At 59.7% G+C, this 13,902-nt stretch carries 11 protein-coding genes and 1 pseudogene; 8 read left to right on the forward strand and 4 right to left on the reverse strand.

What is annotated here, in order from left to right; all coding sequences use genetic code 11:
* Nucleotides 1-2: 2 nt before the first annotated feature.
* Genes AC07SU_RS10340 through AC07SU_RS10350 form a run of 3 tightly spaced genes read right to left on the reverse strand, consistent with a single transcriptional unit; the run spans nucleotide 3 to nucleotide 3,042 of the window.
* On the reverse strand, nucleotides 3-1,154 hold the full coding sequence (locus AC07SU_RS10340; RefSeq protein WP_101270083.1) for an acyl-CoA dehydrogenase family protein: 1,152 nt from the start codon (nucleotides 1,152-1,154) through the stop codon (nucleotides 3-5).
* On the reverse strand, nucleotides 1,136-2,251 hold the full coding sequence (locus AC07SU_RS10345) for an enoyl-CoA hydratase/isomerase family protein (protein WP_101270086.1): 1,116 nt from the start codon (nucleotides 2,249-2,251) through the stop codon (nucleotides 1,136-1,138). The genes AC07SU_RS10340 and AC07SU_RS10345 overlap by 19 nt, the downstream gene beginning before the upstream one ends.
* 17 nt (nucleotides 2,252-2,268) lie before the next feature.
* Nucleotides 2,269-3,042 (reverse strand): enoyl-CoA hydratase, encoded by a 774-nt coding sequence (locus AC07SU_RS10350; protein WP_101270088.1) that lies wholly within the window; start codon nucleotides 3,040-3,042, stop codon nucleotides 2,269-2,271.
* A 204-nt stretch (nucleotides 3,043-3,246) separates the two neighbouring features.
* Here AC07SU_RS10350 and AC07SU_RS10355 point away from each other — a divergent pair, with 204 nt between their 5' ends.
* The 8 genes and pseudogenes from AC07SU_RS10355 to AC07SU_RS10390 all read left to right on the forward strand — a co-directional run bounded on the left by AC07SU_RS10355 (nucleotide 3,247) and on the right by AC07SU_RS10390 (nucleotide 13,390).
* Nucleotides 3,247-4,305, forward strand: a complete 1,059-nt coding sequence (locus tag AC07SU_RS10355) for an AraC family transcriptional regulator (RefSeq protein WP_256581926.1) — start codon at nucleotides 3,247-3,249, stop codon at nucleotides 4,303-4,305.
* A 37-nt stretch (nucleotides 4,306-4,342) separates the two neighbouring features.
* Complete coding sequence (locus AC07SU_RS10360; protein ID WP_101270092.1) at nucleotides 4,343-4,534, forward strand: hypothetical protein; 192 nt, start codon at nucleotides 4,343-4,345, stop codon at nucleotides 4,532-4,534.
* Nucleotides 4,535-4,665: 131 nt separating this feature from the next.
* Complete coding sequence (locus tag AC07SU_RS10365) at nucleotides 4,666-8,148, forward strand: indolepyruvate ferredoxin oxidoreductase family protein (RefSeq protein ID WP_101270094.1); 3,483 nt, start codon at nucleotides 4,666-4,668, stop codon at nucleotides 8,146-8,148.
* A 40-nt stretch (nucleotides 8,149-8,188) separates the two neighbouring features.
* Entirely contained in the window at nucleotides 8,189-9,382 is a 1,194-nt protein-coding gene (locus AC07SU_RS10370) for a pyridoxal phosphate-dependent aminotransferase (RefSeq protein WP_218274441.1), read from the forward strand.
* Nucleotides 9,383-9,537: 155 nt separating this feature from the next.
* Nucleotides 9,538-10,835: pseudogene (locus AC07SU_RS10375) on the forward strand (MFS transporter).
* Nucleotides 10,817-11,692 (forward strand): 2OG-Fe(II) oxygenase, encoded by an 876-nt coding sequence (locus tag AC07SU_RS10380; protein ID WP_101270100.1) that lies wholly within the window; start codon nucleotides 10,817-10,819, stop codon nucleotides 11,690-11,692. The pseudogene AC07SU_RS10375 and the gene AC07SU_RS10380 overlap by 19 nt, the downstream one beginning before the upstream one ends.
* Before the next feature lie 136 nt (nucleotides 11,693-11,828).
* Nucleotides 11,829-12,680 carry an acetoacetate decarboxylase family protein gene (locus AC07SU_RS10385; RefSeq protein ID WP_101270102.1) on the forward strand — a complete coding sequence of 284 codons (852 nt, stop codon included), beginning with the start codon at nucleotides 11,829-11,831 and terminating at the stop codon, nucleotides 12,678-12,680.
* A 2-nt stretch (nucleotides 12,681-12,682) separates the two neighbouring features.
* Nucleotides 12,683-13,390, forward strand: a complete 708-nt coding sequence (locus AC07SU_RS10390; RefSeq protein WP_101270105.1) for an RraA family protein — start codon at nucleotides 12,683-12,685, stop codon at nucleotides 13,388-13,390.
* A gap of 50 nt (nucleotides 13,391-13,440) precedes the next feature.
* Here the strand turns inward: AC07SU_RS10390 and AC07SU_RS10395 are convergent, their stop codons facing one another.
* Entirely contained in the window at nucleotides 13,441-13,902 is a 462-nt protein-coding gene (locus AC07SU_RS10395) for an Lrp/AsnC family transcriptional regulator (protein WP_101270109.1), read from the reverse strand.

A 13,902-nucleotide genomic window follows, 5' to 3' on the forward strand; every position in this document is an offset into this window, starting at 1 on the left:
AGTCAGATCGAGTAGTTCGCCAGCTCGCGGGCAATCAGCAACCGCTGGATTTCGCTGGAACCTTCGTAGATCTGAGTAATACGGGCATCGCGGTAATAGCGCTCCACCGGGTAATCCTCTAAGTAGCCATAACCGCCATGAATCTGGAGGGCTTTGGAGCACACGCGCTCTGCCATCTCCGAGGCAAACAGCTTGGCCTGGGAGGCCTCGGACAGGCAGGGAAGGCCCGCGCTTTTCAGGCGTGCAGCGTGCAGGATCAACAAGCGTGCGGCATTGAGTTGTGTGTGCATGTCGGCCAGCAAGTTGGCAATGCTCTGGTGCTCGTTGATCGGCTTGCCGAACTGCACGCGGTCGCGGGCATACACCAGTGCCGCCTCAAACGCCGCGCGGGCGATGCCCAGCGCTTGGGCGGCGATGCCGATGCGCCCGCCTTCCAGGTTGGACAGGGCAATCGACAAGCCCTTGCCCCGTGCGCCGAGCAGGTTGGCTTCGGGTATACGGCAATCGTTCAGGGTGACGGCGCAGGTATCGGAGGCGCGAATGCCCATCTTTTTCTCACTGCGCTCAACGCTGAAACCTGGGGTGTCAGTGGGTACCAGAAACGCCGACAGGCCTTTCTTGCCCAGCGCAGGGTCCGTGACCGCAAACACAATCGCCAGCTTGGCCCGCTTGCCGTTACTGACAAACTGCTTCGCGCCATTGAGCACCCAGTGCCCCTCATGCAGTTCTGCGCGGGTCCGCAGGTTATGCGCCTCTGAGCCGGCCTGGGGTTCGGTCAGGCAAAAGCAGCCGATGGTTTTGCCGCTGGCCAGATCCACCAGCCAATGATCCTTTTGGACCTGGCTGCCGTAGTTCAGGACCGGGCCGCAGCCCACCGAGTTGTGGATGCTCATCAGTGCCCCCACTGCACCATCGCCTGCGGATATTTCTTCCACGGCCAGGGCATAGGCCACGTAGTCGATGTAGGTGCCGCCCCATTCCTCGGGCACGACCATCCCGAGCAGACCCAATTCGCCCATTTGAGCTACCAGGTCATCTGTGATCCAGCCGGCTTTCTCCATGGCTTCGGCCTGGGGGGCAATCTCGCCACGAGCGAAATCGCGGGCCATGTCGCGGATCATGCGTTGTTCGTCGCTCAGTTCGAGATCGTGCATGCCAGTGCTCCTGGGTAGCGGCGAGCAGCGCCGGGGGCGAAGTCGCAGAAAAAATCCTGCACCTGTGCAGGCTCAAGCTGGGCCAGGGTCGCCGGACGCCAGACAGGGGTTTTGTCCTTATCGATGAGCAGTGCGCGAACGCCTTCCATCAGGTCTCCCGCCGCGAACCACCGAAGGTTGAGTTGCAGCTCCTGGGCAAAACAATCGCTTAGAGACAGTTCGCGGCCACGGCGCAGCAGCTCAAGGGTGATGGCCATCGCCATAGGCGACCGGCTATTTAGGACATCGACCGTTTCTTCGGCCCAGTCCTGAAACTCCGGCGTCGTTTCTGCCTGGAGTGCTGCGTGAATCGACTGCACGTCTGGGTGCGAGAAGTGCTGATCAATGGCGGGCTGCATTGCCTTAAGCTCCGACCCAGGGAATTTATTGACACCCAGTGTGGCGATCAGCGACCGCAACGCTTGTCCGGGTTGCTGGGGCCAACTCATGTTGTTCAGGCAGTGATCCAGCTCCGCGATCTGCGTGCTGCTGATGCACCAGTCTGCGAGCCCGGCATACAGGGCGTCGGCAGCGCGCACCTGAACACCCGTTACGCCGAGGTAGTCGCCCAAAACGCCCGGCAGGCGCGACAAGAAATAACTGCCGCCGACATCGGGGAAAAAACCGATCGCAACTTCAGGCATGCCCATTCGGGTGCGCTCGGTGATCACGCGCAGGCTCGCGCCTTGGACCAGTCCCATGCCTCCCCCTAGTACCAGGCCGTCGATCAGCGCCAGCACTGGCTTTGGATAGGTATGAATGTATTCATCCAGCGCGTATTCCTCGGCGAAGAACACCTGGTGCACGCCATCAGCTACTTGTTGGCTTTCGTACAACATGCGGATATCGCCGCCGGCGCAGAAGGCCTTCTCGCCAGCCGCGCGCAAGACCACTGCCACCACGTCCGAGTCCTGCTCCCAGGCGTGCAGGTGTTGCTGGAGCAGGCGCACCATGGTGAGTGTCAGCGCATTGAGGCTCTGCGGGCGGTTTAGGGTCAGGTGGCCTATGCGATTACGTACGGTTGCCAGAATCGAGGGTTCAATTTCTGTGCTGCTCATGCTGAGTCCTCGGCCTATCAGAAGTGTTTGAACTGCGGCGCACGTTTTTCGACGAAGGCGGCCATGCCTTCCTTCTGATCTGCAGTGGCAAACAACGAATGGAACATACGGCGCTCGAAACGCACGCCTTCACTGAGGCTTGACTCGAAGGCGCGGTTGATACTTTCCTTGACCAACATGGTGGATGGCAGGGATTTTTCGGCGATGGCGCTGGCGACCTTGAGGGTTTCCTCCAGCAGCGTTTCAGTCGGAAAAACGCGCGCGACGACGCCGGCGCGTTCGGCTTCTTCTGCGCCCATATGGCGCCCCGACAGGCACATTTCCATGGCCTTGGCTTTGCCAATCGCACGGGTCAGGCGCTGTGTACCACCCACGCCCGGCAACACCCCCAGGGTGATCTCCGGCAAGCCGAAGCGCACATTGTCGGCCGCGTAGATGAAGTCACACATCAAGGCGAGTTCGCAGCCACCGCCCAGGGCATAGCCGGCCACTGCGGCAATCAGTGGCTTGCGGCGACTGGCAATGCGGTCGGCGGCCGAGAAGAAATCATCGAGAAACACCTGGGGGTAGGTGAACTCGGCCATTTCCTTGATATCGGCACCGGCGGCAAATGCCTTGGTGGAGCCGGTGATGACCATGCAGCCGATCGCCGGGTCTTTTTCCAACTGATCCAGGGCCAGATTCAGCTCGGTGATCACTTGGGTGTTGATGGCATTGAGTGATTTAGGGCGGTTCAGTGTGATCAGGCCCACACGCTCATGGACTTCCAGCAGCAGGGTTTCAAACGGCATGGTTCAGACTCCGTAGATTTGCATTAACGGCCAGGCAATGGCGACCCTTTCAAGGTGGTCATTCGAGTTAGGTTGCGTTGGATATGGACTTTGGCCTAGCTTAGCCAGCGTGCCCGGTGCCTTGAAATAACCCGATCCGCCGAATAGTTTGCATATCGCGCCATGTCAGCCGTCAGCAGAGGAGTGCAGCAGGTGGAGCATCCCGTGGATAACACCTTACCCATGACCTTCGTTCAAGGCCTGCTGCAAGGGGCTCTGAACATCTGCAGCGAGGCCGATATCCGGGCTTTCGTCGGCGCCGCAGGCATAGCCGGGCACTTGCTGGAGGCGCCGGGCGCGCGGGTCACCTACGACCAGTTTGTGCGTTTGTACCAGCAGGTTGCGTTGGGCACCGATGATGAAGTGATGGGGCAGTTTTCCAGGCGCATGCGCAGCGGCACGCTCAAGTATTTGTGTTCGAGCCTGCTTGATGCTCGTTCGCTGGGCAACGCGATGTACCGCTTCACACGGTTCTGGAACCTGTTGTTGGACGACTATCTTTTTGGCTACAGCGAGCACGACGGCCAACTTGTTATCTCGCTGGAGGCACGTGACCCTGGCGCCAACGCCCAGCGCTGGGGTCACGAACTGATGATGAAACTTGTGCACGGCGTAGCGTCGTGGTTGGCCGGCCAGGAGATCCCGCTGCACAGCGTGGCGTTTTCTTTCGCGACGCCGGTATATGCGTCGGAATACATGCATATGTTCCCTGGCCCCATCCGTTTCGAGCAGCCGTGCACGGCGTTATCGTTCGACGCCGTGTGGGGTGCACTGCAGTTTCGTCGCAGCAAGGCCGAGTTGCTGCCGTTCCTGCGCGAAGCCCCGCGCTACTGGCTGTTCACCACGCTCAAGGAGCGCCTGGTGGCGCAACAGGTGCGTCAATACCTGCTGGTCCATCTCAAGCAGGCTGACACTATCCAGGGCGCGGCAACCGCGCTGCTGCTGTCCACCCGTACGTTGACGCGCCGGCTCAAGGAGGAGGGCACCAGTTACCAGATGGTCAAGGACGCACTACGCCGAGACATAGCCGTGCAGCAGTTGATCCACACAGACCTGTCCATCACGCAGATTGCCCTGGGCTTGGGGTTTGATTCCACGGCGGTGTTTCACCGTGCTTTTCGCGGCTGGACCGGCAGTACACCAGGCGCGTATCGACGCCCAGGTGTGGACCTACAAACGTACAATCCAATTGCGGCGCCAGCCGATAAAGTCAGCTCCACATGACGGCTGATCCAGGCTGTCATTGCTACGGAGCAAGGTTATGACCCCCTTTCTGAGTTTGATCATTCGCCCTCACCGCAAACGCAGCGACAGCGTTTACCTGCTGCTGGCGCTCCTGACAGGAGGCTTCTTCGGTGGCGTCATGGGGCTCAAGATTTCACTCGCGGCAGGGCTGGCGATCGGGGTGTTCTCCACGCTGGTGCTCTACACGATGTGGCGCACGCCGGGCTGACTGACCCTCATAGCGCTTAACCCTAAGACAGACGAAATACGCGCGGCCGCCCCTTGCAGCCGCGCGAGGTCAACTCGCGCCTGCTCTTCACTAAAAACAATAAATACCCCACCAAGGGGTGGAGTTGAATGATGACCCTGAAGACCGTCCAGCTTGACGATAAATACACGCTTACCCAAGGGCGTATTTTCATCACCGGCACCCAAGCCCTGGTTCGTTTGTCGATGACCCAGCGTCAGCGTGATCAGCAAGAGGGCCATCACACGGCCGGCTACATCTCCGGCTATCGGGGCTCGCCGTTGGGCGGTCTGGATGATCAGTTGGGCAAGGCGAAAAAGTACCTTGAGCAGCACCACACTCTGTTTGTCCCGGGCATCAACGAAGATCTGGCAGCCACCACCATCTGGGGGGCGCAACAGGCTCACCTGAGCGGTGAGGGCAAGTACGACGGCGTGTTCGGTATGTGGTACGGCAAGGGCCCCGGCGTTGACCGCACGGGTGATGCGTTCCGGCATGCGAACCTCGCGGGCACGGCGCAGTTGGGCGGGGTGCTGGTGCTGATGGGCGATGACCATACCTGCGAATCGTCCAGTACCTGCCACCAAAGCGAATTTGCCATGGTCGACGCCATGATTCCGGTACTCAGCCCATCCGGCGTCCAGGAAATCCTCGACTTCGGTCTGATCGGTTGGGCGTTGTCGCGTTACAGCGGGTGCTGGGTCGGCATCAAATGCGTCAAGGACACCGTCGAAGCCACAGCGACCATCGACGTCGACATCAACCGCGTGAAAATCCAAATCCCCCAGGACTTTGCCCTGCCGCCGGACGGCCTCAATATCCGCCAACCCGACACCCCCCACGCCCAGGAAGCGCGGCTGCACCGCTACAAGCTGAATGCGGCGCGCGCCTTTGCCCGTGACAACGCGCTGGACCGCATAGTCATTGGCGCCCCTGGCGCTACGCTTGGCGTGATTACCCACGGCAAGAGCTATTTGGATGTACTGCAAGCACTTGACGATCTGAACCTCAGCGAACAGGCCGCCGCTGTGATGGGCTTGCGCATTTACAAGGTCGGGATGGTCTGGCCTCTGGAACCCGAAGGCGCGCTACGATTTGCCGAGGGCCTGAACAAAATCCTGGTGGTGGAAGAGAAGCGCAGCCTGCTCGAATTCCAGCTCAAAGAGCAGTTCTACGGCCGTGCCGGCGCCCCGGTCATTATCGGCAAACAGGATGAGGCGGGCCAGACGTTGTTCCAGTCGGAAATGGCCCTCGATTCCAACCAGATCGCTATCGCCCTGGGTGAACGCCTGCTCGAATTGGGTAGCAGCCCCAGCCTGCGTCTGCGCATTGAAGAGCTGCGTGCCTACCAAATGGTCAAGGGCGACACCGAGCTGCTGGCGCGCAGTTACTACTTCTGCAGCGGCTGCCCGCACAGCTCGTCTACGGTGCTGCCGGAAGGCAGCAAAGGCTACGCCGGCATTGGCTGCCATTGGATGGCGCAGTCCATGGACCGCTCCACCCTGGGCTACACTCACATGGGCGGCGAAGGCATGGTGTGGGTTGGCGAAGCGCCGTTTTCCAAGCGCAAGCACATGTTCCAGAACATCGGAGATGGCACCTATTTTCACTCCGGGTATCTGGGCATACGCGCCGCCGTTTCCGCCGGCACCAACATCACCTTCAAGATTCTGTTCAACGACGCCGTGGCCATGACCGGCGGGCAGAAACACGATGGCGCATTGACCGTGCCGGCCATCGCTCATCAAGTCAGTGCCGAAGGGGTCAAGCGCATCGTGGTGGTCAGCGATGAGCCCCACAAATACCCGCTGGAGACCGCCTGGCCCGCCGGCGTGACCTTCCATCACCGTGACGAACTCGACAACGTCCAGCGCGAGATCCGCGAGGTGCAAGGCACGTCGGTGCTGATCTACGACCAGACCTGCGCAGCGGAAAAGCGTCGGCGCCGCAAGCGCGGTACTTTCCCCGACCCGGCCAAACGCATCGTGATCAACGACCTGGTGTGTGAAGGCTGTGGTGACTGCGGCGTGAAGTCCAACTGCGTGTCAGTGCAGCCGGTGGAAACCGAGTTTGGTCGCAAGCGTGCAATTGATCAGTCGTCCTGCAACAAAGATTATTCCTGCGTCAACGGCTTCTGCCCAAGCTTTGTCACCGTTGTCGGCGGCAGCCTGCGCAAGCCGGAGGCGGCCGTGCAAGGGCAGGCGGTACCGTTGCTGCCGGAACCGATGCGGCCGAGTATCGATGATCGGGTCTACAGCATTTTAGTCGCGGGCATGGGCGGCACTGGGGTCGTCACCATTGGCGCCATTTTGGGCATGGCTGCGCACCTTGAAGGGCGCGGCTGTGGCTTGCTCGATATGGCGGGCCTGGCCCAGAAGGGGGGATCGGTGTGGAGCCATCTGCGCTTCGGCCCCGACCCGCAGTCGATCAAGACCATCCGTATCGCCGCCGGTGGCGCCGACCTGGTGCTGGGCTGCGACCTCATTGTGGCGGGCAACACCAAGACCCTAGCGGCAACGCGCCATGGCAGCACCTACGTCCTGGCCAACACCCAGGAAACCATGCCGGGTGCCTTTACCCGCAATGCCGACATGCAATACCCCACCCAAGCGCTGCGCCGCAATATCGTCGAGGCGGTGGGTCAGGAGCGTGCTGAGTTTGTAGATTCCGGGCGCATCGCAACGGCGTTGTTGGGCGACAGCATCGCCGCCAACATGTTCATGCTCGGGTTTGCTTACCAGCGCGGGCTGATTCCGCTCTCTGCGACCTCGATCGAATCGGCCATCGAACTCAATGGTGCGGCCAAAAAGATGAACACCGAAGCCTTCCGTTGGGGGCGTCAGGCAGCGGTCAACCCGCAAGCTGTCGAGCAATTGCTGGCGGCCAAGGCTGCTGGCCAGGGTATGCGTATTTCACCGGAGCCCGTGAAGACCCTGGATGAGGTGATCGCTGTCCGTCATCAGTTCCTTACCGCGTACCAGAGCAGCGCCTATGCGCAACGCTACAGTGCTTTGGTCGAACAGGTGCGTAACGCAGAACAACGGCTCGGCAACGGACGTAGCGAACTGACCCAGGGCGTGGCCAAGTACTACTTCAAATTGCTGGCGATCAAGGACGAATACGAAGTCGCGCGCCTGCATGTAGAAAGTGGTTTTCTTGACCGCATCTCCCAGCAGTTCGAAGGCGATTACAAACTGGTGTTCAACCTGGCCCCACCGCTGTTTGCCAAACGCGACCCGCACACAGGGCTGCCGAAAAAAAGCGAATTTGGCCCCTGGATCGTGCCGGTGTTCCGCCTGCTCGCCAAGCTGCGTGGGCTGCGCGGTACCGCGCTGGATGTGTTCGGCTACTCGGTCGAGCGCCGTCAGGAGCGCGCGCTGATCCAACGTTATGAGGCGGTGATTGCTGAGGTATTGCCGCTGCTGGAGGACGGTGGCGCGCATTACGACACGCTGCTGGAGCTGGTTTCGCTACCCGAGCAGATCCGCGGTTATGGGCACGTTCGCGCCAAAGCCATGGCGTTGGCCAGGCAGCGCGAAAGCGTTTTGCTGGATGTGTTGCGCGGTCGTGTGATCGCGCTGAAAAAAGTGGCTTGAGTCACCCAGGTCGCACCGATTATCAATGGAGGATAAAACCATGAACTCACTGATCAAACCGCCCGTTATCGCCGCCCGTATGGACGATGTGGCGCCGTTTCATGTGATTGATATCCTGACCCGCGCCAAGCGGCTGGAGGCGGAAGGGCGCGACATTGTGCACATGGAGGTCGGCGAGCCCGACTTCCCGACACCCCCCGCCATCATTGCTGCCGGCCAGGCGGCCCTGGCCAACGGCAAGACCACCTACACCCCGGCGCTGGGAATTCCCGAACTGCGCCAGGCAATCGCCGATTACTACTTGCAGCGCTATGGCGTCACGGTGCCGGCGGCACGCATCGTGGTGACGGCGGGTGCTTCGGGTGGGCTGTTACTCGCACTGGCCTGCCTGGCCGAGCCGGGCAAGGAATGGTTGCTGACCGATCCTGGATACCCGTGCAACCGCAATTTCGTGCGAATCTTTGAGGGCGTGCCTACCTCGATTCCGGTGGGCGAAGCGCATAACTTCCAGCCCACCCTGGCTGACCTTGAAGCCCATTGGAATGATTCGACCGCCGGCGCGCTGTTTGCCTCACCGGCCAACCCTACAGGCACCATGCTCAGCCTCGAACAGGTCCGCACGTTCGCAGAATTTATCCGCGCCAAGGGCGGGCATTTTATTCTCGATGAGATCTACCAGGGCCTCACCTACGACCAGGAGTCCACCACCGCACTGCAGTGCTGCGAGGGCGTCTGGATCGTTCAAAGTTTCTCCAAATACTTCCAGATGACCGGCTGGCGCCTGGGCTGGCTGGTGGTGCCAGAAGGCTATACGCGGCACATCGAAAAGCTTGCGCAAAACCTGTTCCTGTCGCCGTCGGCACCAGCCCAGTACGCGGCGCTGGCAGCCTTTAAACCCGAAACCCTCGACTTGCTGGAGACGCGTCGCATGGAGTTCCAGTGCCGTCGCGACTTCCTGTCTGCGGAGTTGGCAAGGTTGGGCTTTCGTGTGGTGGCCAAGCCTGAAGGCGCGTTTTACATCTATGCCGATTGTTCAGCATTCACCACCGACAGCTTTGCATTCGCCATGACGCTGCTCGAAGAGGCTGGGGTGGCAACAGGGCCAGGTTTGGATTTTGGGATCAATCAACCGGAGCGCTATATCCGTTTTTCCTACACGACGAGTATCGAGCGGCTCCAGGAAGCCGTTAGTCGCATCGAGCGATTTTTGCAGGCGCAGGACAAACGTTCATAAATCGCCTGCAAACGTACAAGGCTGCGCGAGGACGCAAGGGATACAGTCGCCACTAAGGAGAAAGTTACGGACAGGAGGTTCTGCACCCGCACCATCTGCCAGCCCCTTTCGTCCTGAAAAGGGGCGCAGATATAACAATAAGAGAAACCATTGCCATGAGTTCAGTCCCCTCAAGTGCTGCACCCTCACTTCCCGTTGCACGCCGGCTGACACGCAGCGATTACAAAACGCTGTCGCTGTCTGCGCTGGGCGGTGCGTTGGAGTTTTACGACTTCATCATCTTCGTGTTTTTCGCCACCGTGGTGGGGAAGCTGTTTTTCCCCAGTGACATGCCCGAATGGCTACGCCTGATGCAAACATTTGGCATTTTTGCAGCGGGCTATCTGGCAAGACCGCTGGGCGGCGTTGTCATGGCGCACTTCGGCGACCTGCTGGGGCGCAAAAAAATGTTCACCTTGAGCATTTTCATGATGGCTGTGCCGACCTTGATCATGGGGCTGCTCCCCACCTATGCGCAGATCGGTATTGCAGCGCCCCTGTTATTGCTGTTGATGCGTGTGATTCAAGGCGCTGCCATTGGCGGTGAAGTGCCGGGGCCTGGGTTTTTGTTTCCGAACACGTGCCTCAACACCATGTTGGGTACGCCTGCGGCACGCTGACCTGTGGCCTGACGGCTGGCATCCTGTTGGGCTCTCTGGTGGCTACTGCGATCAACAGCGTTTACTCGCCAGCAGAAGTTGCCGACTACGCTTGGCGAATCCCCTTTTTGCTAGGAGGCGTGTTTGGTTTGCTCTCGGTCTACTTGCGCCGCTGGCTCCACGAAACGCCCGTGTTTGCTGAGATGCAGCTGAGAAAAACCCTGGCTGCCGAGGTGCCGTTACGCGCGGTTTTGCGTGACCATCGTGGTGCCATTCTGATTTCCATGGCGCTGACCTGGTTCCTCTCAGCCGGCATCATCGTGGTTATTTTGATGACGCCGACGGTGTTGCAGACGGTCTACCATTTTTCCGCCACCACGGCCTTACAGGCTAACAGCCTGGCCATTGTCTTTCTGAGCCTGGGCTGCGTGTTGGCCGGCTCGCTTGCAGACCGGTTCGGCGCCGGGCGCGTGTTTGTGCTGGGCTGTGCGGCATTGATGATCAGTTCGTGGACCTTTTATCACAGCCTCTTCGCCAATCCCAACTGGCTGTTCCCGATGTATGCCGTAACAGGCCTGTTGGTCGGCACCATCGGTGCGGTGCCCTACGTGATGGTCAAGGCATTCCCACCGGTAGTGCGCTTTAGCGGGTTGTCATTTTCATACAACTTGGCCTACGCCATTTTCGGCGGCCTGACCCCTATGGTTGTTACGTTGATGCTCAAGGAAAGTCCTTTGGGGCCGGCGTATTACGTGTCGATTATCTGTGCGATTGGGATAGTGGTCGGCGGTTATCTATGGTCAAAAAATCGATAGAGTTTCCGATGCCTACCAAAATGGAGGGCACCGCGATGCCCACTCAGTTTTCATTGCAGCGTATTGATTGGATGGTGACCCTGCGCGCCCTGGATATCCACGGTTATGCAACGCTCCCAGGGTTGATCAGCGAAGCTCAATGCCTGGAACTGGCTGCAGCTGAGGCCACGGAGGTCACCACCCTGGAAACGTTGAGTGGAGTGGGGGCGGGTTTTTGCCAGGGTTCTGTCTGCATGTTGGTGAACCCTTGTTCTGTCGTGGGTTATTTAGAGGCGTTGTTATATCCACCGCTGAACTTGCTCGCCAATGTCTGGAGCGAGCGCTCCGGTTCCAGCTATCGCTTCCCGGCATCGCCGCAGGCCCTGGTGACGGAATGTGCCGAGTGGGGGCAACACCGCACTCTGAGCTATCTATCTTGCTACGGCGTAGATGACTGCGAGCGGCTGCATCACTGTGTCAGGGGGGAGCAGAGAGTGTTCCCCTTTCAGGCGGTCGTGCTGCTGTCCAGCACGGAGCATGACTTTTTGGGTGGTGAATTGTTAATCGCGCGCCAGGATGAACGGGCACCTACGGCCACCTTCAACGTTCAGGCACAGCAGGGCGACGTGGTGCTGTTGGCGGTCAAACGCAAACCGCGCCGTGAAGCGGGGGACCTGGTCTGGTCGACCTTGCGCCACGGCGTCCAGCCGGTGCGCTCAGGGCAACGCAAAGCACTGAATCTTGTGTTTCATCGAGGCAACGGTTCGGACGAGGATTTTTCGTCACCCGAGCGCTACGTGCGTGCCGGTCCTGGTGTATCGCTTGCGGATTTCGGTCCTGGCATTGCAAGCCAAGACATCGGCGTTTCGCATGAGTGAATGCCATCTGGCAGCGGTCCCACCGGCGTAAACGCAATCGCCTGCCAAAGGCTAACGGGTAACCTGCCTTCCCATGCGTTCGGGCGTTCTGTCTGCGCCACCATACCCTTTTCATCAACCATCTCAGGATTATGAAATGACTCGTCTTCGTTCTTCCCATGGCTTTATGGGGCCATTTTCTCCCGACGGTAAGTCAAGCATCGCACCCACGCCACCTTGGCACTATGCGGCTGACTTCATCACCATTGAGTATTGGGTTGAGCCTGAATTCATCGAGCGCTTATTGCCACCGGGCCTGAGCTTGCATCCTGACGAACCCGGACTGGTAACGGTCTCGTTCGTCGACTGGCAGGCGTGTACCAATGGTGCAGAAGAGTTATTGGACCCGGTTCGCGCCCAATACAAGGAATGCATCGTGTTGGCCAGTGTCCAGTATGAGGGGCAACTGATGCAGTACTGCCCCTATATCATCGTCGACCAGGACACGTCCCTGGCGCGCGGCTGGGCCCTGGGGTACCCGAAAAAAATCGGTTCGGTCTGGACCACTCGTTCGATGGGGGTTAAATCCATCGCGTCACCTGGCGAGGAGACAGGCAGCGTGTTTGCCGGCACCGTGGCGGTCAAGGACCGGCGCCTTGCCGAAGGTCATGTCCGGCTGACGGGGCCTGCCGACGGAACGGCCGTCACATTTGGCAGTCGCCCCATTGTTGCCCTGCGCCATTTTCCTTCGATGTTCGAGGGTGAAGAAGATCGGCCGGCGGTGTTCGAGCTTGTGAGGCTTCAGGCCGAGAACGTGCAGGCGGGTGAGGTACTTGAAGGCGAAGCCAAGCTAACGATTTTTGATTCGGCCACGGAGCTGCTGGGTGCGTTGGACCCGGTCCGCGTGGGACGCGGTTGGCGCTATTCGCTGGCAATGTCCAACCGCACCAACACCCTGCTGCGCGACCTGCGCACCGTTGGACTGGATATTTGCGAAGAGGGCGCTTGAACATGGACGCCTTGGTACTTCAGCGTACTTACCTGGATTTGACGACCCCGCATGTTGCCGATGCGTGCATGCGTTTGGGGATCGCAGTGCGTCTCGCACCCTCGGCAGTACGCCCAGTGTGGAGTGGCACGCATTTTGTGGGCCGTGTATGTCCGGCGCGGCATTATGGAAGTGTCGATGTGTTTTTAGAGGCCATTGATACGGCTGAACGGGGCGATGTGCTGGTGGTGGATAACGGCGGGCGCATGGACGAAGCCTGTGTCGGGGATCTGGTGACTCTGGAAGCAAGCCTCGCCGGCATGGCCGGTGTAGTCATCTGGGGGTTGCACCGTGACACGGTTGAACTCAAGGCCATTCGTCTGCCCATGTTCAGCTTGGGGACGTTGCCCGTAGGCCCGCAGCGTCTGGATCCGCGTGAAACCGAGGCGTTGGTGTCTGCAACGTGCGGCGCTACGTTGGTGACTGCTGAAGACTTCGCCCTGGGCGACGATGACGGTGTGCTGTTTATTCCCTTGAAGCGTGCAGCAGAAGTGGCAGAAGTGGCCACGGCGATCCGTGACACCGAGCGCTACCAGGCAGCGCGAATGCGCTTGGGCAAGTCGTTTCGAGAACAGGCCCGCTTCGACACTTACCTGCAATCGCGGTTGACTGATCCTGAACAGACATTCCGCCAGCATTTGCGCGCCTTTGGCGGTGAAATCGAAGAGTAGAAAAACTGCGGGTAGCCTGCTCAAAGGAAGGGGGCAGGCCATCAGCAGTATCAGATGGGCAATGCCGAGGTCAGCTTGATCGTCTGCATGGGCACTTCAGTTTTGACACTCTTGACGCCTTTGATCGTGGCCAGGTAGTCACCCTGGAATTTGCGATAGCCGGTCAGGTCACCGGCCACTACCCTGAGCAGGAAATCACAGTCGCCCGCCATGAGGTGGCACTCCACCACCTGAGGGAGTTTCAACACCTCTTGGGTAAAGTGATCGACGGTTTCTGCGTCCTGGCCATTCAGCCAGATCCGTACAAACACCGTCAGGCCAACATCCAGTTTTTGGGCGTTGAGCAGTGCGACGTAGCGCTCAATGATGCCATTGTCCTCCAGCCACTTCACGCGGCGCAGGCAGGGCGACGTGGAGAGCCCTACGTGGTCCGCCAGCTCGATATTCTGCATACGCCCGTCGGCCTGCAACGCGCGCAGGATTCTGCGGTCAATTTCGTCCAGGTTTTTCAT

The organism is Pseudomonas sp. GW821-FHT05H12, from assembly GCF_059419385.1.

Excerpts from the sequence above, each read along its gene's own strand:
- AC07SU_RS10395 (WP_101270109.1), bottom strand. The coding sequence starts at position 13,902 with ATGAAAAACCTGGACGAAATTGACCGCAGAATCCTGCGCGCGTTGCAG.
- AC07SU_RS10380 (WP_101270100.1), top strand. The coding sequence starts at position 10,817 with ATGGTCAAAAAATCGATAGAGTTTCCGATGCCTACCAAAATGGAGGGC.
- AC07SU_RS10370 (WP_218274441.1), top strand. The coding sequence starts at position 8,189 with ATGAACTCACTGATCAAACCGCCCGTTATCGCCGCCCGTATGGACGAT.
- AC07SU_RS10345 (WP_101270086.1), bottom strand. The coding sequence starts at position 2,251 with ATGAGCAGCACAGAAATTGAACCCTCGATTCTGGCAACCGTACGTAAT.
- AC07SU_RS10360 (WP_101270092.1), top strand. The coding sequence starts at position 4,343 with ATGACCCCCTTTCTGAGTTTGATCATTCGCCCTCACCGCAAACGCAGC.
- AC07SU_RS10340 (WP_101270083.1), bottom strand. The coding sequence starts at position 1,154 with ATGCACGATCTCGAACTGAGCGACGAACAACGCATGATCCGCGACATG.
- AC07SU_RS10385 (WP_101270102.1), top strand. The coding sequence starts at position 11,829 with ATGACTCGTCTTCGTTCTTCCCATGGCTTTATGGGGCCATTTTCTCCC.
- AC07SU_RS10350 (WP_101270088.1), bottom strand. The coding sequence starts at position 3,042 with ATGCCGTTTGAAACCCTGCTGCTGGAAGTCCATGAGCGTGTGGGCCTG.
- AC07SU_RS10365 (WP_101270094.1), top strand. The coding sequence starts at position 4,666 with ATGACCCTGAAGACCGTCCAGCTTGACGATAAATACACGCTTACCCAA.
- AC07SU_RS10390 (WP_101270105.1), top strand. The coding sequence starts at position 12,683 with ATGGACGCCTTGGTACTTCAGCGTACTTACCTGGATTTGACGACCCCG.